Below are 19,677 nucleotides of genomic sequence, written 5' to 3'. Positions count from 1 at the left end.
AGGCAGCCTTCATTCACTGGGCTTGCCTTTTGAGACCGATATGGATGTAGGCCTCGGGAAAAGATGGACCGGGCAACCAATATAGCTGGCCCAGGAACAGCGCCAATGGGGTGAACGGCCTGGCGCCGGGGAGAAGGTCAGCACTGCACAACGTCCTGGCGCTGCACGCCCAGGCCTTCGATGCCGAGTTCCATCTTGTCGCCCGCCTTAAGGTATACGGGCTCAGGCTTGATCCCCATGCCCACACCCGGAGGTGTGCCGGTGGAGATGATGTCGCCTGGCTGCAGGCTCATGAACTGTGACAGGTAAGAGACGATGTGAGCCACCCCGAACACCATTGTGTTCGTGCTTCCGTCCTGGCGGCGCTCTCCGTTCACTTCCAGATACATCGGCAGATTCTGCGGGTCAGAAACCTCGTCGCGGGTCACCAGCCAAGGTCCAATAGGACCGAACGTGTCGGCAGATTTGCCCTTGGTCCACTGCCCTGCGCGCTTGTTCTGGAAATCACGTTCGGAAATGTCGTTGATCACGCAGTAGCCCGCAACATGTTCGAGAGCTTCTGCCTCATCGACATATTTTGCCTCTTTGCCAATTACGACGCCCAGTTCAACTTCCCAGTCGGTGGCCTTCGAGCCGCGGGGGATTTCTACCGTGTCGTTGGGACCGCAAATTGCCGAAGTCGCCTTGGCAAAGATCACCGGCTCCGGCGGCACCTCCAGCCCACTTTCCTCGGCATGGTCGGAGTAATTGAGCCCAATACAGATGAACTTGCCAACACCGCCGACGCAGGGCCCATAACGGTCGACCTCAACGGCAGGCAGCGACGACAGGTCAGCTTCGGCAATGCCGGCCAGGCCTTGATCCGTCAGAACCTCACCGGCAATGTCATCCACCAAGCCGGACAGATCGCGGACAACACCGTCAGCGTCGACGATACCGGGTTTTTCGTGCCCTTTCGGGCCATAACGCAAAAGTTTCATGATAGTCTCCGTTCAGAGGGCCCAGCCGCCGTCGATGATATGGGCCTGGCCCGTGGTGAATCCGCTGGCATCCGAGGCAAGGTAAACTGCAAGCGCTGCAATTTCGTCTGCATCGCCAACGCGCCCCATAGGCTGGCGCGCGATGAATTGCTCCCGCGCCGCCTCGCAATCGCCCGTGGCCCGCAACCGGTCGTGCAGCGATGGGCTATCTACGGTGCCAGGGCAGATCGCATTGCAACGGATGCCTTGGGTTACGTAGTCAGCAGCGATCGCCTTGGTCATGCCGATGACCGCTGCCTTGGACGCGCAATAAACAAAGCGGTTTGGAACGCCCTTCAAGGAGGATGCCACCGAGGACATGTTGATGATCGACCCCTTGCCCTGTTCAAGCATGCCCGGAAGGACTGCCTTACACAGGCGGTACATGGCCTTGGCATTCAGATCGAAGGCAAAGTCCCAATCTTCCTCGGTGCTATCCAGGATGCTGCCGGTATGGACAAATCCAGCGCAATTGAACAGCACATCCAGCCTACCAGCTTCAGGCAGTACCCGCTTGATGTCTTCGGGATCGGTTGCATCCAGTTTCCATGCGGTAATGCCGTCAATCGCATTGAGCTCAGCTAGCGAAGTCTCATTGATGTCTGTGGCAATGACCGAGGCGCCAGCCTGGGCAAAGGCCTCGGCGCTGGCACGCCCGATACCCTGCCCAGCGGCAGTAATCAGCGCGGTTTTACCCTCAAGGCTGAGTTGATACGTCATGTCTTTCCTCCCCGATATTGAGGCATCACTTCGAGAGGAACGGCTCGAGCCGCTTGAAGGCCTCTTCCAGCACTTCTGCCGGCTGCGCGTAGCAGAGCCGCAAATAACCTTCTCCCTGCGGACCGAACGCCACGCCCGGCGCTAGCCCGACCTTGGTCTGCTCAAGGATTTCACCAGCCGCAGCGAAGCTGTCAGTCAGCCCGTCAACTCGGAAGAAGCAGTAGAAAGCACCATCAGGCTCAATGAACTCCACCCGCGAAAAAGCGTTGAGGCGTTCTGCCGTGATTTCATACCCTGCCTGGATTTTGCTCAACAGGCTGGCAATTTCCTCTTCGCCGCCGCGCAGGGCTGCAATACCCGCCTCCTGGACAAAGCCGGCTGTGCAGGACGTGTTGAACTCGGTCAACTGACCCAGCTTCCCCTCGAACGCGGCGGGAGCCACGATCCAGCCAAGCCGCCATCCGGTCATCGACCAGCATTTTGAAAACGAGTTCACAGAGATCAGCTGATCCTCAGGCTCTGCAATCGACAGGAATGAGGGCGCGTGACGCCCATGGCGGTAGAGCCGGGAATAAACGTCATCGGCAACGATCCAGATGCCGTGCCGGCGGCAATGCTCCAACACCAGACGCTGCTCCTCGGCCGACATGGTCCAGCCGGTGGGGTTGTTGGGCGAGTTAATCACCACCGCTTTGGTGCCCGGTGTCAGCGCCGCGATCAGCTCTTCCACGTCGAGCGCCCAATGACCGCCCTTCGGCACGATTGCCACGCTCGCAATCTCTGCACCGGTCGCCTTGAAAGCACCGATGATATTGGGCCAGCCCGGCTCCACTGCGATAACCCGGTCGCCGGGAGTCACAAGAAATTCAGCCGTCAGCATGAGGCCTTGCATTCCGGAAGGGGTGACTGTGACCTGAGCCGGTTTCAGACGGCTGCCCAGAAGTTCGTTGCTATAAGCACAAATCGCTTGCCGCAGCGCCATCGCGCCATTGTTCGGCTGGTACATATGATTGCCAGCCTTGAGCGCGGCAATTGCAGCGTCCACAATCAGTGAATTGGTCGGCCAGGCGCCTTCACCGAACCAGAGCGGCAACACGCCGTCTTGCTTCATGCCAAGCTCTGCAACCTCGCGGATCTTGGAGGCTTCCAAAGCCCGCGCACGGGACGAAATCGAGTTCAATAGTGTTGCGTTGTCCATAACGAAGATGTCAGTCAAAACGGCCCGTCCTGTCGATTGTTAAATCGATTGAAATCATAGGCAATATGCCTATACACTAGGCAATCTGCAATTTGGGACGGGCTTGGATATCAATGCGTGATAAGATCGACGAGCAAATACTTGAAGCGCTGCGCAGGGACTCGCGTGTGCCCGTCACCGATCTTTCGAGGAAGGTTGGCCGTTCGCGCACTGCGGTGCAGGCAAGGCTTTCAAGACTGGAGCAAACTCAGCAGATTCTTGGCTACACAATCAAGGAACCTTCGACCGTTGAAACAGGCGGCATAGGGGCAATTGTACTGATAAACATGGAAATCCGCAGCAAGGGGGAAGCAGCAGCACGCGAATTTGCGACCATGCCAGAGGTTGCAAGTTGTCTAAGAATCGTAGGAGACCACGACTTCGCGCTGCTCATCAATCCCATCGAAAAGCCGCGTCTGAATCTCGTGCTGGAGCAGATCTATAAAATCGATGGTGTCAAGCGTACCGAGACGATCATGGCTCTCTCCAAAGAGTTCTAAACGACTACCGGCTTCTATGGTTACTGAACCAGACCGAGTTTACCGGAGACGTTTGAGTTTGTCATTCTACGGCGATCTTAGCCGCGCAATCTGCGTTGTAGAAGTTCCTTTCTGCTGGTGCGGGTGAGATATACCCGAGCGGGCCGAAGAGGCGCTTTTCGTTGCACCAATTGACCCAATTGAGGGTTGCCATTTCCACGTCTTTCTTGCCACTCCACGGGCCTTCGTGTTCGATGACCTCAGCCTTGTAGAGGGCGTTATCGTAACTGTCCCCGCTACTGCCGACCGAGGCACCGACCTTCGCCTCGTCAAGGCGCTCGGAATACTTGATCGACAGGTATTGAGCCCCGCGGTCCGCATGTCTTCGAGAAAGCACTTGCGCAGCGCGGGTACATAATGTTCCACCATCGGAACCTCCTGTCATCAGATTGAGAAGGTCCCAATCTGATGACAGGTGCGCCAATCTACAAAATCGCAGCACTTCGCTTACAGCACACCGCTCGCCTCGTTCAAGCGCCGCGCAATCTGGTTGACGTTGTTGCCGGTGCGATTGAGCGAAGCCGAAACCCGCAACAGATCAATCGTAGGCCGCGTCCACTATAAACTCGACCCCAAGTTCTGCACGGGCTAGCTTGGCTTCGCCGCAGGCACGGGCTGGCGCGTGACATACGGTTTGACATAGGCCGCAGGCATGAGCCGCACATCATGACCAATTTCGGTCAGCTCGCGCGCCCAGTGATGGGCCGACCCGCAGGCTTCTTTCCCGACAAGGCAACTCGGCAATTTCTCGAAGAACTTAAGCAACTGCTTGCGTCGAATTGTTCGATTGAAAACAATCGCCCCGTCTGCGGTGATGCCGTGAGCTTGGAAGACGTCCTTACCAAGATCCAGTCCAACTGTTGTAACTTCCATGGTGGGGTTCCTTTCCTGTCAGAAGATGACTTCTACAGTATGCCGCAAAGCGCGACGGTTGGCTGCAGGCGCCATCCACCCCATCCGCGTCTGAGTTGTCAGACCAGGCTGCGGCGAAACTACAGTTTCGGTCTCAGCCAAATCCGCGCTGTCGAGCGGCTGCTTCGGTGATTTGCGCTGCGCTGCCACATCGAACGTGCCGCAGATGCAAACGGATGCTGCGTCAGCAACATGCCCAAAGGCCAATGTCTGGAGAGTCCGCGTAGCAGTCGTTCAAGCAAGTTGCAGCGAATGACTGCTTCGAGCCCAACCTGCTCGTTCTTCAGGTTGCAGCGAATGGCCGATTTCAGTCGCCGTTGACAGGTGCAGACGACATCTGCGCGGATTTGTGAACGACTACGCCGATTATTACGAGGACCACGCCCAGGGCATCCACACCGCTCGGAACCTGAGTCAGGACACCGGGTCCTGCCGTACCGCGTGGTTCGCGCGGAACTTGATGCCTTGACTGCTTGAGCCGTAAAGCCTGGATTTTTGCCACTTCGCAACCTCAAAGTTCCCGGGTTGGTTCAGCGGATTGGATATATACTTGCAAACTGCATTTAATTGCAGTACGCATTAAATAGGAGTTTACCTCTCCGCAATCAACGCGAAAAACTCTCCAGGGAGGAGATCATGACCTACAAGATGCTCAAGCCTTTGCTTGTGACAGCAGCCATGTTGCCGCTTGCGAGCGTGGCAACGGCTCAAAGCGAAGCTCGTACCGATCTGGTAATCGCTGACCTTGGCCAGCCGGAAACAAACCCTTGGGTTATCAACCGCCATCGTTTTGAACGCTGCGTCGCTGAAGCGCTGGGTGTCGAGCTGAAGGAGTTTGACGATCAGAACTCGGAAGAACAGCACGCGGCGCAAGCTGAATCCATCATCGCAAGCGGCCCGGACGGGCTGATCTTCAACCCGCTGACGTCGCCGGCCGGTATCCAGGTCGCGCGTCTTCTCGAAGAGAATGATATTCCTGGTATTGCCGTCGGTCGACTGGTGGTGTCCAGCTATGACGATGACTATGAAGGTGAGGATTTCATCGCGCAGGTGACCCAGAACAATGACACTTGGGGTCAGGCAATCGGCAAAGCCACCGCAGATCTCGGACACAAGAAAGTCGCGATGGTCTGGAACCAGAAAGGTGTGACTTCTGCGGAAGAAATCTGGGCGGGAGTTCAATCGGAATTGGACGCGGCAGGGGTCGAAGTGATCGCTGAAAGTTGGGATCGTCTGAACCGGGAGAATGGCCAGAAATATGCCGAGCAGTTCATTGCCCGCTTCGGACCCGGCGAGATTGACGCGATCATCGTGCTTGGCGCGGTCGCCGGTCTCGGCAGTCAATTTGCGGTGGAACAGGCAGGGCGTGACGACATCGCCATCATAACCACCGACATTGACGAGCAGGTCGCTCAATTCATCAAGGATGGCAAACTGAGTTTCTCGATCGGTGGCCATTGGATGGTTGGCGGGTTCGGCCTTATCCAACTCTATGACTACTTGCACGGTCACCCGATTGAAGACACCCAGCCGCGGGTCGGCCTCATTCCGGTAACAGCCGACAATGTGGATACCTATGCCAACAGTCTTCTGAACGGATGTATTCTTTCACCGGAAACCGTTCGCAGCCTCAGCAAGGTCCATAATCCCGACGCTGATTTGCCCGGTTTCATCGACGCGTGGCAGGCAAACTGGCAAGACTACGTGCAATAACTCCCCTTGCACGCAGCGAGCCCTCCCCCGGTTCAATGGGTCGGGGGACTAAAAAACCAAACTCTTTTCGAGGTCCGCAGATGAGACTTTTCGGATACGCTCCGGAGCGCGGTGCTGCCGCTGGTGATACAATGCCATTCTACCACGATGGCACGTGGCATCTGTTTTTTTCCCAACCCCCTGTGGGCGCGTGGGAATATGTTGAGCGGGCGCGCGTCTCGACCGCTTATCTTCGGTCAGATGACCTCGTAAACTGGGAGGTGATGCCCGACGCTTTTGGCCCCGGCGCGCACGGTGAGTGCGACGGCGATGGGATCTGGACCGGCTCTGTCATTGAGCACAAGGGCGTGTTTCACTTCTTCTACACAGGTTACAATCGTCAATCTGCTTCACCGCAGTCAATTTGCAAGGCAACATCGACTGATCTCAAGTCCTGGGAGAAATCCGGATCCAACCCGATGATCTTCCCCGATCACCGCTGGTACGAAACCGTCGATTGGCGCGACCCCTTTGTCTACCGCGACGAAGAGGCAGGGTGCTTCAAGATGCTGATCTCAGCGCGCCTCAAGGAAGGTCCGCAGTTTCGCCGGGGCTGTGTTGCCGTTGCCACGTCCGATGATCTGGAATGCTGGGAGGTTGGCCCGCCGCTGGCGTCCTCGATGTTGACGCATTGCCCGGAATGCCCGGAAATCTTCAAGTTGGGCGACTGGTGGTATCTGGTTGAAAGCCGCTACTCGGAACGAATGCAAACAGTGTATCGGGTGTCAAAATCCCCGGATGGTCCTTGGGAAAGCCGCAAGCTCGACAGTCTTGACGGGCGTCGATTTTACGCTGCCAAATCGGCCAGCGATGGCGACCGTCGCATGAGTTTCGCATGGATACCGTTCCGCAAGCATCATGGCCCCAAGCGCAGCTGGGTTTGGGGCGGAGAACTGGGCAGCCCGCGCGAACTTGTCTCGCTGCCAGACGGCACGCTGACCTGCAAATTGCCCGATAACGTGGACCAGAGTTACGCAGAGACCGTGCCCCACAAGCTGCGCCCCATGTTGGGAGACTGGACCGGCGATGCAGACCCTCGGTGTGATGCGACAGGATCATACGGATACGCGTTCATCGACGGTCCGAACCGGGATGACGTGTTGCTCGATGTAGTGATTGAACCTGATCCCGCCACCGAAGCTGTGGGTATTCTCATCGAACCCCGAGGCGGCGATCATCTGGACAGCGGTTACAGCCTTTCAATCGAGCCCATGAAGGAGCGCGTCCTGTTTGATCGCTGGCCTGCCGCGATGGATCCACTTTGGGACAGCCTGGTGCTCAATGAGCGGCATGGCATTGAGGTCCGTCAGGAGATCGACAGCCCATTGGTCGAGCGTCCGCTCGCCTTCACACCGGAGGATGGGTGTTACCGGGTCCAGATCCTGCGCAACGGGTCGGCCATCGAGTGCTTTGTGGCCGGGCAGGTTGTTGCATCCTTCAGGGTCTATGACATCTCCAATACCGATGCCTGGGGTCTCTTTGTTCAGGAAGGCTCGGCGAAATTCCACAATCTCAACTTCCGCAAGTAAAGGCCTCGCCATGCCCCTCATAACCCTCAGACAATTGCTTGATTATGCGGCGGATCAAGGATTTGGTGTGCCGGCGTTCAACATCTCCAATATGGAGCAGGGCCTTGCGATCATGAACGCTGCGCGCGCCTGCGATGCACCGGTGATCCTGCAAGCCAGCTTGAATGTTCGCAGGGCCTATGCCGGAGATCGGATGATCGTCGCTATAGTGAACGCACTGGCGTCCATGTATCCCGACAACCCAATCTGTCTGCATCAGGACCACGGCCATGATGAGCAGGCCTGCGTCAGCGCCATCGCTGCGGGGTTCACCTCGGCCATGATGGATGGCTCCCTGATGGGCGACGGCAAGACACCCGCCAGCTATGCCCACAACGTCGATATCACGGCTCGCGTTGCACAGATCGCACATTGGACGGGTGCCTCAATCGAAGGAGAGCTGGGTGTTCTTGGATCGCTTGAAACCGGCGAGGCGGGTGAAGAAGACGGGTCCGGGGCAGAGGGCAAACTGGATCACGATCAGCTATTGACCGATCCCGATCAGGCAGCGGAGTTTGTTGCTACAACCAAGGTCGATGCGCTAGCGATAGCCTGTGGGACGTCTCATGGCGCTTATAAATTCACAAGGGAACCGGATGGCGACATCCTGGCCATCAGCCAGATTGAGGCGATCCATCGTCGCGTGCCGAATACCCATCTTGTCATGCATGGGTCGAGCTCTGTGCCACAGGGTTTGCAGGACTTGATAAACGCCTCTGGCGGTGAAATGCCACAAACCTGGGGCGTCCCCGTCGAAGAGATCGAACGCGGGATCCGGCATGGTGTTCGAAAAATCAACATCGACACCGATTGCCGCATGGCCATGTCCGGCGCAATGCGGCGCTTCTCCCGGGACAACCCATCGAATTTCGATCCTCGGGCGTTTATCTTGGCCGGGATGGCGGAGCTTGAAACGCTGGTCCGTGACAGGTTCGAGAGGTTCGGGGTGGCGGGCCACGGGCGTAAAATCAAGCCGATCCCAGTTGCAGAAATGGCAAAGCGGTATGCTGATGGCGGGCTCGATCCATCCCGGAAGGCCGCGTGAGCCGGGCGCTGTTCATAGGCCGCTCGGTGATGGATGTCACCGCGCTTGTTGAGGATTTTCCGGGTCCGGACGGGAAGACCAAGGCTTTGAGCAATGATGTGATCCCGGGCGGGTCTGCTTTGAACGCTGCCGTTACGTTCGCCCATCTTGGTGGAACGGCGGCGCTGGCCACATCGCTGGGCGCGCCGGGCCCAATGAAGACAATGCTGACGTCCGATCTGAAGGACAGGAACGTTACGGTGCACGACATCAGTAATGACCCGGACTATCGCATCCCTCTTTCGACAGTTGTTTCAACCCGGAGCCTTGGGGCCAGGATGATTGTCAATGGCGCAGGGGATGAGTGCGAAAAGGTGCGTTCTCAAGAAGGTCTGATCCTGACGGAAGGATACGGGTTGATTCAGATCGACCAGTACGAACGGCATTTTGTTGCGGCGCACGCTGACGCCTTACGTGCGTTTGAAGGGCCAATCATTTTGGATGGCGGCGGCTGGAAAGACTGGTCACCGGATTTTCTAAAGCTGGCCGATATTCCAATTGTCAGCGACGTGTTTTGTCCCGAGGGACTGCGCGCCTTTGCCAATATGTGTGAGGAACTGGACATCCAACGCTGGGCAATGACACGGGGTCACGCTGGGGTCGTCTGGCATGATCAGGGACGACGGGGCGAGATACCCGCTTTGGAGGTGGACGTTGTCGATAGCTTGGGCGCAGGAGACATTTATCACGGCGCTTTCTGCCACGCGTATCTCGAGACCGGGTCATTTGTAGATGCGTTGAATATCGCCAACCAGATCGCGGGTAAGTCATGCACCCATGCGGGTACGCGGAGTTGGATGGATGCCTGAGCACCTCGCCGACTATGCCAGCCTTCTGGGCGCAATTGAAAAGCGGATAAGTGCAGGTCAACCGCCGCTCATTGTAGCAATTGCAGGGCCTCCGGCGACGGGTAAGTCTACGCTGTCCGAGCGGCTGTCCGAGGATCTACGCGCTGCCGGGCACATCGCTGCCTACTGCCCGATGGACGGGTTTCACAAAACAAACGCCCAGCTTGAGGCCGAAGGGCTTAGAAGCGTGAAAGGCCGTATCGATACGTTTGATGGCAACGCGTTTGCCCACGCGGTGGAACGTTTGTCCAGGGGAGATGCGTTTTGGTGGCCGCGATATTCCCGGCACATACATGACCCGGTCCCAGAAGGCGCCAGGATCGAAGGAAACGAGGCCCTTTGCATAGTCGAGGGCAACTACATTCTGATGAATGAAGCGCCTTGGATTCGAGCGGCATCGCATTTCGACCTGCGTATCTTTGTAGACACGCCGGATGAACTCCTGAAGCAGCGCTTGAAGCGACGCCACGAGCGTGGCGGCAGAGGTGAAGTCGAGACGCGGGAAAAGATCACCAAGACCGACATGCCCAACGCGGAGAGGATCCGACAAAGTGCTACATTCGCCGACATCCTGTTTCAGGAGGGCGTCGATGCGTAGCACCCGAGAGTTGATTGCAGGTTGCAAGCAAAACTCGCTATGTTTGAGCCAAATTGAAAAAATTGGGGTTCGGACATGAAACTTGCTCAAAAAGGCTTGTCGATCGAAGGTATTCAAGGCCACAACAGGCGCGCCATCCTTGCAGCTTTGCACGACATGGGAGAATGCTCGCGCAAGGAAATCAGCGTAGCCACCGGATTGGATCAGGCGACTGTCACACGTGCGATAGCACCACTTATTGACAATGGCATCGTTGAGGAAGTGGGACTTGTTCGTGGGGGGCGTGGTCGGCGATCGATCAACCTCAGCTTTGTTGGTTCCGGGCGATACATCCTCTGTCTTAGATTGCAACGCCGTAGCTTTTCCATTGCTGCATTTAATCTGCGCGGTGACCTGCTGGAGACCAGTGAATTCCCCATCGCACGGGACGGGTCCGCCAAGCAGACTTTCAAGGAGATCTCCGAGACACTGGATCGCCAGATTGGCAATTTGAAACAGGTCGATGGCATTGGCGTGGCTGTTCCTGGCCCGTTCCTGGAGCGCGATGAACGTGTCATCCTCATGACTGAAAGCCCTCAATGGCAGGGCTTCGATCTGATCCCCGAGCTGCGCTCCCGCTATCCTGACATTCCTGTTCACTCCACACACGACGCCAAGGCAGCAGCCTTGACTGAATGGCGCCATCATGGCCGGGCGCTGGGGGCCAAGGTCATGTTGTACGTGTCTGCCGGTCAGGGGATCGGCTCGGCGCTTGTCGTGGATGGCCATGTGCACCGGGGTGCGCAAGGTCTTGCAGGTGAATTGGGGCATACGTCCATCAGCGTTGATGGCGAGCAGTGCAAATGTGGAAATAGAGGCTGTCTGGAACTCTTCACGTCGCGCATTGCGCTACTGCGTGCCATACGGGAGCGCGCAGAGAACGTCAGCAGTACAACATTGACTTCAGACGCTGATTTTTCTCAGGTCCTTGACGCATACGCAGCGGAAGACGGGCTTGCCAGCGAAGAGGTGCACAGGGTTGCACGCTATCTGGCGCAAGGCATCACCAACTGCATCAACTTCGTCAATCCGGATTTGGTTGTGATCGGAGATGAATATGCCGGGTTCGGTCAAAGGTTTCTGGAACACATCAAGACCCATGTAAAAGCGACGGTTTTGCCAAGCATCTACGATGCCGTCGACATCGAGCTGAGCCAGCAAAGTGAAGATACTGTGCTGCGCGGGGCCTTTCTGGACGTACTTGCACAAACCTATCTCGGTTCTCCCAGAGCCGAGCCAGAAGCCCTTGTTGCTGAAGCAAGCGGATAGGAATGAAGGAGAACCCACTATGAATGACCAGACGGCTCAACCTCTTCTTTCGGTGAAACACGTTTCGAAGTCATTTGGTGGTGTCCAGGCATTGCGTGACGGCTCCTTTGATCTTCATCGCGGTGAAGTTGTCGCGATCGTGGGCGGAAATGGTGCCGGAAAATCAACGTTGATGAAGGTTGTGGCTGGGGCCCATGTTCCGGACGGCGGACAGATCATCATCAATGGCAAGGAAGTATCCCGGGCTGAGCACAGTGTTTCGCATATGCAGGAATGCGGGATCGAAGTCGTTTATCAGGATCTGGCACTGGTTCCCAATATGACGGCGCCCTACAACCTGTTTCTGGGGCGCATCCCCCGCAAATGGGGGATTTTTGTGGATGAACGAAAGATGCGCGAAAAAACCCGTGAAGCCCTCGCGCAGCTCAATGTCACCACCGTTCAGGATCTGTCGCAACCAATCTCCTCCATGTCCGGAGGACAACAACAAAGTATCGCGATCGGGCGCGCAATTGCCTGGGGGAGCGACATCGTAATCCTTGACGAACCGACCGCCGCACTTGGACCGAATGAAACGGCGGAAGTTGAGCGATTGGTTGAGGATGTGCGCGACAAGCAGGGCACGTCATTCCTTTTGGTAAGCCACAATCTCGATCAGGTGCGCCGCCTGGCTGACCGTATCGTAGTGACCCATCACGGGGTCACATCGCGCGAATTCAAACGCGACGAGATTACCTCGGACCGGCTCGTGAAGGCCATAACTCTCGGCGAATGAGGAGAACGACATGACCGAAACAACCGCCTCCCGCCCATTCCTGACGCCCAAACGCGCCGAAATGTTGCGAGACTATGTGCCTTTCATTGCCATTGTTCTGGTAATCTTGTTGTTCTGGGCGATCTCGGGCGACCGCTTCATGTCGATGCGCAACTGGACGTTCATTGCGCAGCAAACGCCTGTCTTGATGTTACTGGCATTCGCGCAGTTGATGATCGTGACAACTGGTTCAATTGATATCTCCATCGGGTCAAGCCTGGCATTTTCGGCGTTTCTGGGTGCACTTGGAATGCTCTGGTTCGGGGATGTGGGCTTGATCCTGGGAATTGTCGCAGGTGGCCTTGTTGGCATGGTCAACGGCCTGATTATTTCACTGCTCAAGATCCCATCATTTGTGACAACATTGGCAATGCTGATCATCGTGCGCGCCGTTGTGATTATCGCATCAGACGGCACGGCGATTTATATAACGGACGATAGCGTGTCAGGCGGCACCAACATCTCGTCTGTCGCAGCACCTTGGCTTCTGTCGATGGGCAAATTCCCCGCGATCTTCATCCTCGCGGCGATTGTCGCGCTGTTTATGTGGGCCTTTTATGAGAGGACTGTTTTTGGTCAACAGTTGCGAGCCGTTGGAGGCAACGAGAAGGTTCTCCGCCTGGTCGGCATCAATGTCACGACGTTCAAGATCAAGGTCTTTGCCGCTGCAGGGCTGATGGTGGGATTGGCGGCTTGCGTCAACCTGGCAAGGGCAGGAGCGGCGACGCCCCAGGCGGGTCTGATGATTGAGCTCGACGCAATTGCTGCGGTTGCGCTTGGTGGTACGCCGCTGACAGGTGGCTATGGCAGTGTGGTCAAAACAATCATCGGGGCATTGACCCTGACAATCGTCCGCAATGGGCTGACAATCGCGGGCGTACCCCCTTCGTGGAGCCAGGTCGCCTTGGGTGTTTTGCTGATTGCTGCAATCGCTATTTCGCTAAACAGAAGCAAGGTAGACGTTGTGAAGTGACAGCGAATGACATCGTGGTGTGGCTGCCGGAGCTGTGCGCTACGATGCCGAGGAATCAAATATTGGCTGCGTGCACCGTCGACAATCGCAACGGTCAATGGTGTGCACAGAACTTGAGACATGTAACCGTGGGGAAGGACGTTAGTTGATTGCATTTACCGGCGCAACTATCATGCCAGAGGTCTAACATCGCGTGTTCCACATCGTTGGAGTGATCCCCGGATGAACATGTTCGAACTTCGCGTACCCTTCTTTCTTCCGCTCTGGCGGCGGGTTGCCGTCACACTCTTGAGCGTTGGATGGGCGATCTTGGAGCTTGTAACCGGGAACTTGTTCTGGGCCATTCTGTTTGGCGCGATTGGGACCATCGCGACCTGGCAGTTTTTCCTTTCTGGTTGGCCGGACGAGGCGTCAGATCAAGAGTCTAAAGAGTGAATCCCCGCGGTCACAGTGCCCTTGATTACTGAACGATTGTGTCACGATGTTTCTAAAGCACTGCAAAAGCAGACGTTTGATCGGTCATCATGTAGGGCAGCAAAGTCCCGCAGCCTTGCCATCCGACACTGGAATTTGAACGTCCGGAATGTGCGGTTTTTGACCTACCGCATATGCGAAAGACCGACTCTCGCTAAACGGCAGGAACGGGCTCAACGAGCCTGTCGAGGCGCTGAATATTAGCCTGAAAAAATCTCTTATTTTCAATGATCCTAACAGGACAAACACGCGCTGCAACCAAATGTTGAAGTACAAGTTCCAGGGAATGCAAATCCTAAGCCCGAGCGAAAGGCCGCAGCAGTCTGCAAATAAATCGATAGAACTAAAACTCATGCTTCCATCATACTTTTGAGGGAACCAGTCTATCCAGAAGCATCCGGACTTGAGTTCAAGATTAGATTTCTGTGTTCCAGATAGACTTGGAGAGAGGAGTTTTGCAGAAATTCAGTAGCATCATTGGTTGGGCGCGCAAGTCTTGCTTCTATAAACGCAAGAATACACACAACAACAAGCCCGGCTAGTATCCAAAGGTACGCGAAAAGCCCTAGTAGATCTGGGCTGGTAACTTGAACGGCTATCGGAGGGGTGAGAAGAAGAATTGTAAGCATCAAACCTTTTTTCAACTTCTTCTGCTTCTGCAAATAATCCGTAGATATTTCTTCAACCTCATGCTCCAGCCTACGCACCCATGACAAGTACTCGTCTTCTAGTTGGCCACGTAAATAATGGCCGCAACGACAAAACTCTCTAGAAAGATACTCAATCCCTCCGCAGGCCTCACATTCCGTGGCATTCGGGCAACCTCTAGTCGGCCTAACTCCGTTGGAGCTTCCAGGTTGGTACGGTGCATCAAGTTGGGTCTCTTCTAGGATGCTATCTACCTTGCCCAACACGCCCACTTTGCGCGGCCTCAATTGCTCGGCTTTTCGCAAAACTTCGTTCTCTAACATCAAGCGACTAACCTTAAGATGGTGTCAATTCTGGCTATATCGGGCACTTGGTTAAGGCCCTCAATCGTTTCGGGGCTCAGAGCTTCTTTGAAAAGAAAATCTATAGCGTCCCATTTCTTTTCGGGTGCTACAACAAGGCCGCGATTAATTATTCTGTGCTCAACTGCGATTCCAAGTTTACGATAGGCATGCGCCATTTCCGAATGTCGGCGGCTTTTGCCTTCAGCAGTGTCCCCTTCGAGCATCCAGAGCGGATCGACATCGAATTCTTCATAAACCTTCAGAAGTAGGGTGGCGGTTAGGTCGCGTTGGCCACGTTCATAGTACTGATATGCACTTCGACTGATGCTAAGTCGTTGCGCCATTTCTTCTTGTGACAGACGCGCCTCGGTTCGGACAGCCGCAAGGCGCACCCCTAGGTCAGGAACAGTCATGATGTACCTTTTTGTGGTTGCATTGACCACGATTATGGTTATCTCTATTCAATGTAACCGCTCATAGAGGCATTTAGTTCGTTTTAGGTAGCATTATCGTAGTTTTGTTTCGATCTGAACGCAAAACGAAAATTTTGCCTCGATATGTGTGCAGTCATTGAGGAGTTGAAATTGCAAAAAATTCTCGAGACACCAAGGGAATTAGCTGAACGAGTGGGCATCCCCGTTTCAAACGTTCGCTATCTAATCCGCGAAGACATGCTGGATCATATTTATACAGCCCCAGGCCGACGAAACCCCAAGATTCCCAATGGTGCGTGGGAACGATACCTCGATCAATTTACGGTGAAAGCATGCCCCGCAAACCGACCCCGCCCCGCCTTGCACGCGACCGAAAACGCCTCGCCGATGGCAATTGGTACATCTACTGGACCGAAGGGGGACGCAGCCGTGAGCACTCGACTGGCACTGGGGATCGCGACCAGGCTGAACTCTACTTCGCAGAATGGAAGCTAAGGCGCTTCAGGCCGGATCGCGCGGTCGAGCCACACGAATTCTATGTGACTGACGCAGTTTCGCACTATCTGGCGAAGCGATTTGACGACGTTACTGACCCGGAGCGTTTAGCCAATGCAGCAAAGCCAATCATCAGGTTTTTTGATGGCTATGCCGTGGGCGATATCAACGATGTGCTCATTAAAGAATACTGCCAGAAACGCCGGAAGAGCCGTCGAGACAAGGGGCTGAAGGACGGCACCTTGCGAAGGGAGCTCAGTTTGCTCTCCACTGCTATCCGGCGTGCCGAGGAAGATCAGCTAATCACGCGCAAAATAACGGTCCGACTACCTCCGAAACCCGAGGGTCGTATCCGATTCCTGACATGTGATGAAGCGCTAAGGCTAATCCGGGTATCGCGGAGCTTCGATACGCCTCTGGAGGATGGCGTGCCGACCGAGTCAAAGACTGAGCACCTGACTCTGTTTCTTAGGATCGGATTGCTGACCGGCCAGCGAAAGGAGGCGATCCTATCCTTGCGCTGGTCTGATATCGATTTTCATAGCAACATCATCTACTGGAACCCCGTTGGACGGCGCCGCACGAAAAAGGAACGCCCGAGTTCTAGGCTGCCTGCGCGTCTGAAGAAGCACCTGCTATGCCGACGAAGGCGGTTTCCGGTAGACGAATTCGTAGTCACCCATCGCGGCAAGTCACTGCAGAACGTCAAACGCGCATTTAGGACTGCCGTTGTGGCGGCAGACTTGGAGACCGAGGGGGACCGAAAAGTCGTTCCACACACTCTGCGGCACACCTGTGCGACCTGGCTAATGCAAAAGGGGGCGCCCAAGTGGGACGCCTGCGGCTTCCTGGGTATGACCCACGAAACGCTTGAGAAGAACTATGGGCATCATCACCCTGATCACCAGAGAGGAGCGGCGGATGCAATCTGATATCCAGATCATTTCCGGATATAGATCGGTACAAACGTGAACAAAGGAACAGTGAAATGATAGTACATTACAATAATTACAATGGGTTAAAGTCAGGCCCGTTCCTTCGGGAGGCAGGGGCCGGAGGTTCGAATCCTCTCACTCCGACCAATAAAGCAAGGTTTCAACTGCAGAGATTTTTTGCTGTTTGACCAATTTACCTACTTTTTCGCACAAATTGGTCTGGGAATTCACTGCATGAATCCAAGGTGATAGCTGTGTGGTATGAGCAGCTTTACCCCCACGAAGTCAAAATGACGAACTGGTTGGCCTACAATGAAGCGTTGAAACGGCTCGGCGCAAGGAATGAGGCTCTGCGAGCCTCTAGAAACCTCTGTCGCGCCATCAGGAAAAGTTCAGACAACGATCATCGCCGGAGGCGCGTCGGGGCAAGATAAATTGTATCAAATTGCAAGGCCGGTCGGAGCCCTTTTGCAGTTGGGACTTTTGAGCGGACATACGCAAGGCCCAAGCTGATCGATGAAGTTCTTTTCGAACCTTTACAGAAGTTTCGCCGGTCTATGTGTCGTCCCTCGTGCGGTGAGCCCCAAACAGCAAAAAAGTATGCCTAGGTTTTGCTGGCTAACAAATGGCTGTAATGCGGGGCGAAGGTTGGTCCTCAACTTGTCTAAACGCCCCGCGGTGACACTATGGAGCTGGGGAATCCATGCCGCCTTGGTTTTCTGTGGGCACATGGTCGATAAATTGGGCATCCGAATTGATGTTTATTGTATTGTTGGCGGCAACGCCGTCGCTGCTTCCGATCCAGTGGGATGTTCCAACATTCTGCGTCGTTTCAAGCGGCGAGAGGTTTGCTATGAGGTTAACAATCTTCCCGGTAACAGTCGTAGAATCCTGGGATGTTCCCACATTTTGCGCCGCCTCCAACGGGGAAAGGTTTGTTATTCGGTTAACAATTTTTCCGGTAACGGTTGGGAATTCCGTTGTTTCAGGCGTGGCGTTCCGAGACATCCCAGTCTGAGTGATATGGGCGCCAGTACCCGAGTGGTGGCCCGGCTCTGCCATGGCCATTCCGGTGGACAGGGCAATCACCAGGGTTGGTGCAACAATGAGCTTTTTGATGATGTTAATACGTTCCATTCTTGATCTCCTTAAGTTGCCGATACATTTCAAACCTAGGAACGCGACAGCTTTGGATATTGTGAGAAGAGCTCAGTTTTTTGGCATTTTCTTTCAAGTTGCCAAGCCGCGGATAGGTCGACCAACGTAGCTGCATAGAGCTACGCCTATTCGTCGGACCAGCCGGCAGGAGATTAAGCTAAGGAAGAGTGGGCTTTGGTTGCCCTGTGTTGGGTCGCTACTGCCTGCCTTGTGGCAGCACTTAAACGATTTCTTGGCATGGCTTTTGGACCCTGCGTATTGTTACCTAAAACACAAAACGCCCTGATTAGCAGGGTACTTCAGTCTCGGGCGGCATATGAGCATGAAAGAGGACAAAGTGAGTTCTGACGGCCAATCTTGGAATGTTCCAGGTTTTGGTGTGCATCACATAGTCAGGCTTCTGGAAAACCGTGGTTCAGATATTGTTGCGCTTCTGAGATCGACCAACTTACCCGTTGATTGTCACAAAACTCCGCCGGATTTTGTTGATGTTCGCAATGAGCTCCGACTCTTGGAGCTTGCAGTGCAAGAGACCCGAGACCCCCTGTTTGCGATCACTGCGGGAAAAACCTTCAACCCCAGAAAGACTACACTCCTCAGCTATGTCGTTTTGAACTCTCCGACCGTTGGCGAGGCAATCGAGAAGGCAGTGAACTATGCTCGCTTGGCTCGGGGCTTTGCCAAACTGTCCTTCTATGAAGAAGAACGTGGCATGTTTCTGGAGATAGACTCCATCGCTGAACTGATGCGCTCTGATGGAGCTCACAATGAGTTTCGAATGTCTGCTTTTTTGACCAGCCTTCAAATTGCGGCTGAGACGCCTTTGCCAGTCCTTGAGATACGTTTTCCGCATGAATTGACCGAAGAAAAGCGGACCCAAATCTCTAGTGCATTGTCAGTCAATATCAAGCAGAAACAAAGAGTTCCCGGCATCTTGTTCGATAAAGCAGTGATGGATATCCCGATCAAGGATACGGACCCCGCATTGCTTCTGCACCTTGAAAAACATGTGCAAACGTTGATGAACGATTTACCGCCAGTAATAGGTGAAACAAGTTCTTTGGTGCAGAGCGAGATAACGTCGCGACTGTCTTTTAGCGCTCCAACACAAGATGATATCGCGAAGACACTGGGGATGAGCATCAGCACACTTGGGCGCAAACTTGCCAAGGAAGGCACAACTTACAAACAACTGCTAAAGGACATCCGTGCAAGGCTGGCAGAGCAGTATCTTGATGACCCCAAGCTAAGTCTGCCTGAGATTGCTTTTGCGCTTGGTTATTCTGATCAAGCGGCGTTTAGCAATGCCTACAAGACTTGGACGGGCCAATCTCCGGGCAGTGCTCGAACCGCTTAGGTCGACCTCAGGATGTGCAAATCGGTTAACATTGCAGGCTGGGGCAAGAAAGCGGATGCTCATCGTCTCAAACGCAGTCCAAAGCATCCGCTGTTAAAGTTTATCCCCATGCATCAGTGCATGAATCACAAGGGTCGGAACTCGATAGTTCTGAGTTCAAATGGAAGCCAGGGCCAGCCGCTTTGGAAGTTTGGTGGTCGTAGCCATCCAACGGGTGCGCCATGGACATTCCAGCACTCAGAACAATGGCGAACGCGGTGACGAAGGAAATCAGTGCCTTTTTCATTTCTTGGTTCCTTTCGGTTGAGCGTGTTTGAAACGCTGTGTGTGCATTCAATTTGGCGATCTGTCGGTCAGATTTATTGCGATGACACATCAAGGTTTTGAGAAAAAACATCAACTTTACGCCCGTGGGCGTCGTCATTCCAGCGCCCGCGCACGCCCCTGAGGCTCTTTCGTC

Annotated in this window: 19 protein-coding genes and 3 pseudogenes; 12 read left to right on the top strand and 10 right to left on the bottom strand. The window is 54.9% G+C overall.

Annotated elements, in window-relative coordinates:
- Positions 1-137: 137 nt before the first annotated feature.
- The 3 genes from AC2FLB_RS18785 to AC2FLB_RS18775 are packed head-to-tail and all read right to left on the bottom strand — an operon-like array spanning position 138 to position 2,937.
- Positions 138-980 (bottom strand): fumarylacetoacetate hydrolase family protein, encoded by an 843-nt coding sequence (locus AC2FLB_RS18785; protein ID WP_106607288.1) that lies wholly within the window; start codon positions 978-980, stop codon positions 138-140.
- 12 nt (positions 981-992) lie between these two features.
- Entirely contained in the window at positions 993-1,739 is a 747-nt protein-coding gene (locus tag AC2FLB_RS18780) for an SDR family oxidoreductase (protein WP_496676981.1), read from the bottom strand.
- Between the two features lie 25 nt (positions 1,740-1,764).
- On the bottom strand, positions 1,765-2,937 hold the full coding sequence (locus AC2FLB_RS18775) for a pyridoxal phosphate-dependent aminotransferase (RefSeq protein ID WP_496676978.1): 1,173 nt from the start codon (positions 2,935-2,937) through the stop codon (positions 1,765-1,767).
- Positions 2,938-3,050: 113 nt separating this feature from the next.
- Here AC2FLB_RS18775 and AC2FLB_RS18770 point away from each other — a divergent pair, with 113 nt between their 5' ends.
- Positions 3,051-3,476 (top strand): Lrp/AsnC family transcriptional regulator, encoded by a 426-nt coding sequence (locus AC2FLB_RS18770; RefSeq protein ID WP_496676975.1) that lies wholly within the window; start codon positions 3,051-3,053, stop codon positions 3,474-3,476.
- A 61-nt stretch (positions 3,477-3,537) separates the two neighbouring features.
- On the opposite strand, the pseudogene AC2FLB_RS18765 reads toward AC2FLB_RS18770, so the two are convergent.
- The 4 genes and pseudogenes from AC2FLB_RS18765 to AC2FLB_RS18750 all read right to left on the bottom strand — a co-directional run.
- Positions 3,538-3,837, bottom strand: a pseudogene (locus AC2FLB_RS18765) (IS3 family transposase); the annotation flags it as partial.
- 125 nt (positions 3,838-3,962) lie between these two features.
- Entirely contained in the window at positions 3,963-4,049 is an 87-nt protein-coding gene (mobC, locus tag AC2FLB_RS18760) for a plasmid mobilization relaxosome protein MobC (protein WP_367575553.1), read from the bottom strand.
- Between the two features lie 4 nt (positions 4,050-4,053).
- Positions 4,054-4,140: pseudogene (locus AC2FLB_RS18755) on the bottom strand (RidA family protein); the annotation flags it as partial.
- A pseudogene (locus AC2FLB_RS18750) lies at positions 4,134-4,388 on the bottom strand (IS110 family transposase); the annotation flags it as partial. The pseudogenes AC2FLB_RS18755 and AC2FLB_RS18750, both read right to left, overlap by 7 nt.
- Before the next feature lie 675 nt (positions 4,389-5,063).
- On the opposite strand from AC2FLB_RS18750, the gene AC2FLB_RS18745 reads away from it, so the two are divergent.
- The 9 genes from AC2FLB_RS18745 to AC2FLB_RS18705 all read left to right on the top strand — a co-directional run bounded on the left by AC2FLB_RS18745 (position 5,064) and on the right by AC2FLB_RS18705 (position 13,807).
- Positions 5,064-6,140, top strand: coding sequence for a sugar ABC transporter substrate-binding protein (locus tag AC2FLB_RS18745; RefSeq protein ID WP_299664530.1), 1,077 nt, complete (start codon positions 5,064-5,066; stop codon positions 6,138-6,140).
- A gap of 80 nt (positions 6,141-6,220) precedes the next feature.
- On the top strand, positions 6,221-7,708 hold the full coding sequence (locus tag AC2FLB_RS18740; RefSeq protein ID WP_496676972.1) for a family 43 glycosylhydrolase: 1,488 nt from the start codon (positions 6,221-6,223) through the stop codon (positions 7,706-7,708).
- Positions 7,709-7,718: 10 nt separating this feature from the next.
- A complete protein-coding gene (gene fba, locus AC2FLB_RS18735; RefSeq protein WP_496676969.1) occupies positions 7,719-8,792 on the top strand; it encodes a class II fructose-bisphosphate aldolase in 1,074 nt (357 codons plus the stop codon).
- Positions 8,789-9,640: a PfkB family carbohydrate kinase gene (locus tag AC2FLB_RS18730; protein ID WP_299664537.1), complete on the top strand. Its 852-nt coding sequence runs from the start codon at positions 8,789-8,791 to the stop codon at positions 9,638-9,640. The genes fba and AC2FLB_RS18730 overlap by 4 nt, the downstream gene beginning before the upstream one ends.
- Entirely contained in the window at positions 9,633-10,277 is a 645-nt protein-coding gene (locus AC2FLB_RS18725) for an AAA family ATPase (protein ID WP_299664539.1), read from the top strand. Before AC2FLB_RS18730 ends, AC2FLB_RS18725 begins: the two co-directional genes overlap by 8 nt.
- Before the next feature lie 75 nt (positions 10,278-10,352).
- Positions 10,353-11,585 (top strand): ROK family transcriptional regulator, encoded by a 1,233-nt coding sequence (locus tag AC2FLB_RS18720; protein WP_299664541.1) that lies wholly within the window; start codon positions 10,353-10,355, stop codon positions 11,583-11,585.
- A 19-nt stretch (positions 11,586-11,604) separates the two neighbouring features.
- On the top strand, positions 11,605-12,360 hold the full coding sequence (locus AC2FLB_RS18715) for an ATP-binding cassette domain-containing protein (RefSeq protein WP_299664544.1): 756 nt from the start codon (positions 11,605-11,607) through the stop codon (positions 12,358-12,360).
- Between the two features lie 10 nt (positions 12,361-12,370).
- Positions 12,371-13,372 carry an ABC transporter permease gene (locus tag AC2FLB_RS18710; RefSeq protein WP_299664546.1) on the top strand — a complete coding sequence of 334 codons (1,002 nt, stop codon included), beginning with the start codon at positions 12,371-12,373 and terminating at the stop codon, positions 13,370-13,372.
- Between the two features lie 228 nt (positions 13,373-13,600).
- The gene (locus AC2FLB_RS18705; protein WP_496676962.1) at positions 13,601-13,807 is read left to right on the top strand and encodes a hypothetical protein; all 207 of its coding nucleotides are present in this window, start codon (positions 13,601-13,603) and stop codon (positions 13,805-13,807) included.
- Between the two features lie 422 nt (positions 13,808-14,229).
- Here AC2FLB_RS18705 and AC2FLB_RS18700 read toward each other — a convergent pair whose 3' ends face one another.
- A complete protein-coding gene (locus AC2FLB_RS18700) occupies positions 14,230-14,817 on the bottom strand; it encodes a hypothetical protein (RefSeq protein WP_058281576.1) in 588 nt (195 codons plus the stop codon).
- Entirely contained in the window at positions 14,817-15,251 is a 435-nt protein-coding gene (locus AC2FLB_RS18695; RefSeq protein WP_131726293.1) for a helix-turn-helix domain-containing protein, read from the bottom strand. The genes AC2FLB_RS18700 and AC2FLB_RS18695 overlap by 1 nt, the downstream gene beginning before the upstream one ends.
- A 353-nt stretch (positions 15,252-15,604) precedes the next feature.
- Between AC2FLB_RS18695 and AC2FLB_RS18690 the strand changes: the two genes are divergently transcribed.
- Positions 15,605-16,699 carry a tyrosine-type recombinase/integrase gene (locus tag AC2FLB_RS18690; protein WP_496676957.1) on the top strand — a complete coding sequence of 365 codons (1,095 nt, stop codon included), beginning with the start codon at positions 15,605-15,607 and terminating at the stop codon, positions 16,697-16,699.
- Between the two features lie 687 nt (positions 16,700-17,386).
- Here AC2FLB_RS18690 and AC2FLB_RS18685 read toward each other — a convergent pair.
- Entirely contained in the window at positions 17,387-17,839 is a 453-nt protein-coding gene (locus AC2FLB_RS18685; RefSeq protein ID WP_496691577.1) for a hypothetical protein, read from the bottom strand.
- A 343-nt stretch (positions 17,840-18,182) separates the two neighbouring features.
- Here AC2FLB_RS18685 and AC2FLB_RS18680 point away from each other — a divergent pair, with 343 nt between their 5' ends.
- The gene (locus AC2FLB_RS18680) at positions 18,183-19,217 is read left to right on the top strand and encodes an AraC family transcriptional regulator ligand-binding domain-containing protein (protein ID WP_496709843.1); all 1,035 of its coding nucleotides are present in this window, start codon (positions 18,183-18,185) and stop codon (positions 19,215-19,217) included.
- Positions 19,218-19,677: the final 460 nt, after the last annotated feature.

It is taken from the genome of Ruegeria sp. CDSA236 (assembly GCF_059611285.1).
The sequence above is the reverse complement of the archived record's forward strand: the minus strand, read 5'-3'. Positions and strand labels throughout refer to the sequence as shown.

Bases quoted from the DNA above. Each gene is read 5' to 3' on its own strand.
- AC2FLB_RS18710 (WP_299664546.1), top strand. From the start codon at position 12,371: ATGACCGAAACAACCGCCTCCCGCCCATTCCTGACGCCCAAACGCGCC.
- AC2FLB_RS18780 (WP_496676981.1), bottom strand. From the start codon at position 1,739: ATGACGTATCAACTCAGCCTTGAGGGTAAAACCGCGCTGATTACTGCC.
- AC2FLB_RS18740 (WP_496676972.1), top strand. From the start codon at position 6,221: ATGAGACTTTTCGGATACGCTCCGGAGCGCGGTGCTGCCGCTGGTGAT.
- AC2FLB_RS18785 (WP_106607288.1), bottom strand. From the start codon at position 980: ATGAAACTTTTGCGTTATGGCCCGAAAGGGCACGAAAAACCCGGTATC.
- AC2FLB_RS18685 (WP_496691577.1), bottom strand. From the start codon at position 17,839: ATGGAACGTATTAACATCATCAAAAAGCTCATTGTTGCACCAACCCTG.
- AC2FLB_RS18695 (WP_131726293.1), bottom strand. From the start codon at position 15,251: ATGACTGTTCCTGACCTAGGGGTGCGCCTTGCGGCTGTCCGAACCGAG.
- AC2FLB_RS18705 (WP_496676962.1), top strand. From the start codon at position 13,601: ATGTTCGAACTTCGCGTACCCTTCTTTCTTCCGCTCTGGCGGCGGGTT.
- AC2FLB_RS18770 (WP_496676975.1), top strand. From the start codon at position 3,051: ATGCGTGATAAGATCGACGAGCAAATACTTGAAGCGCTGCGCAGGGAC.
- AC2FLB_RS18700 (WP_058281576.1), bottom strand. From the start codon at position 14,817: ATGTTAGAGAACGAAGTTTTGCGAAAAGCCGAGCAATTGAGGCCGCGC.
- fba (WP_496676969.1), top strand. From the start codon at position 7,719: ATGCCCCTCATAACCCTCAGACAATTGCTTGATTATGCGGCGGATCAA.
- AC2FLB_RS18775 (WP_496676978.1), bottom strand. From the start codon at position 2,937: ATGGACAACGCAACACTATTGAACTCGATTTCGTCCCGTGCGCGGGCT.
- AC2FLB_RS18715 (WP_299664544.1), top strand. From the start codon at position 11,605: ATGAATGACCAGACGGCTCAACCTCTTCTTTCGGTGAAACACGTTTCG.
- AC2FLB_RS18690 (WP_496676957.1), top strand. From the start codon at position 15,605: ATGCCCCGCAAACCGACCCCGCCCCGCCTTGCACGCGACCGAAAACGC.
- AC2FLB_RS18720 (WP_299664541.1), top strand. From the start codon at position 10,353: ATGAAACTTGCTCAAAAAGGCTTGTCGATCGAAGGTATTCAAGGCCAC.
- AC2FLB_RS18745 (WP_299664530.1), top strand. From the start codon at position 5,064: ATGACCTACAAGATGCTCAAGCCTTTGCTTGTGACAGCAGCCATGTTG.
- AC2FLB_RS18725 (WP_299664539.1), top strand. From the start codon at position 9,633: ATGCCTGAGCACCTCGCCGACTATGCCAGCCTTCTGGGCGCAATTGAA.
- AC2FLB_RS18680 (WP_496709843.1), top strand. From the start codon at position 18,183: ATGAAAGAGGACAAAGTGAGTTCTGACGGCCAATCTTGGAATGTTCCA.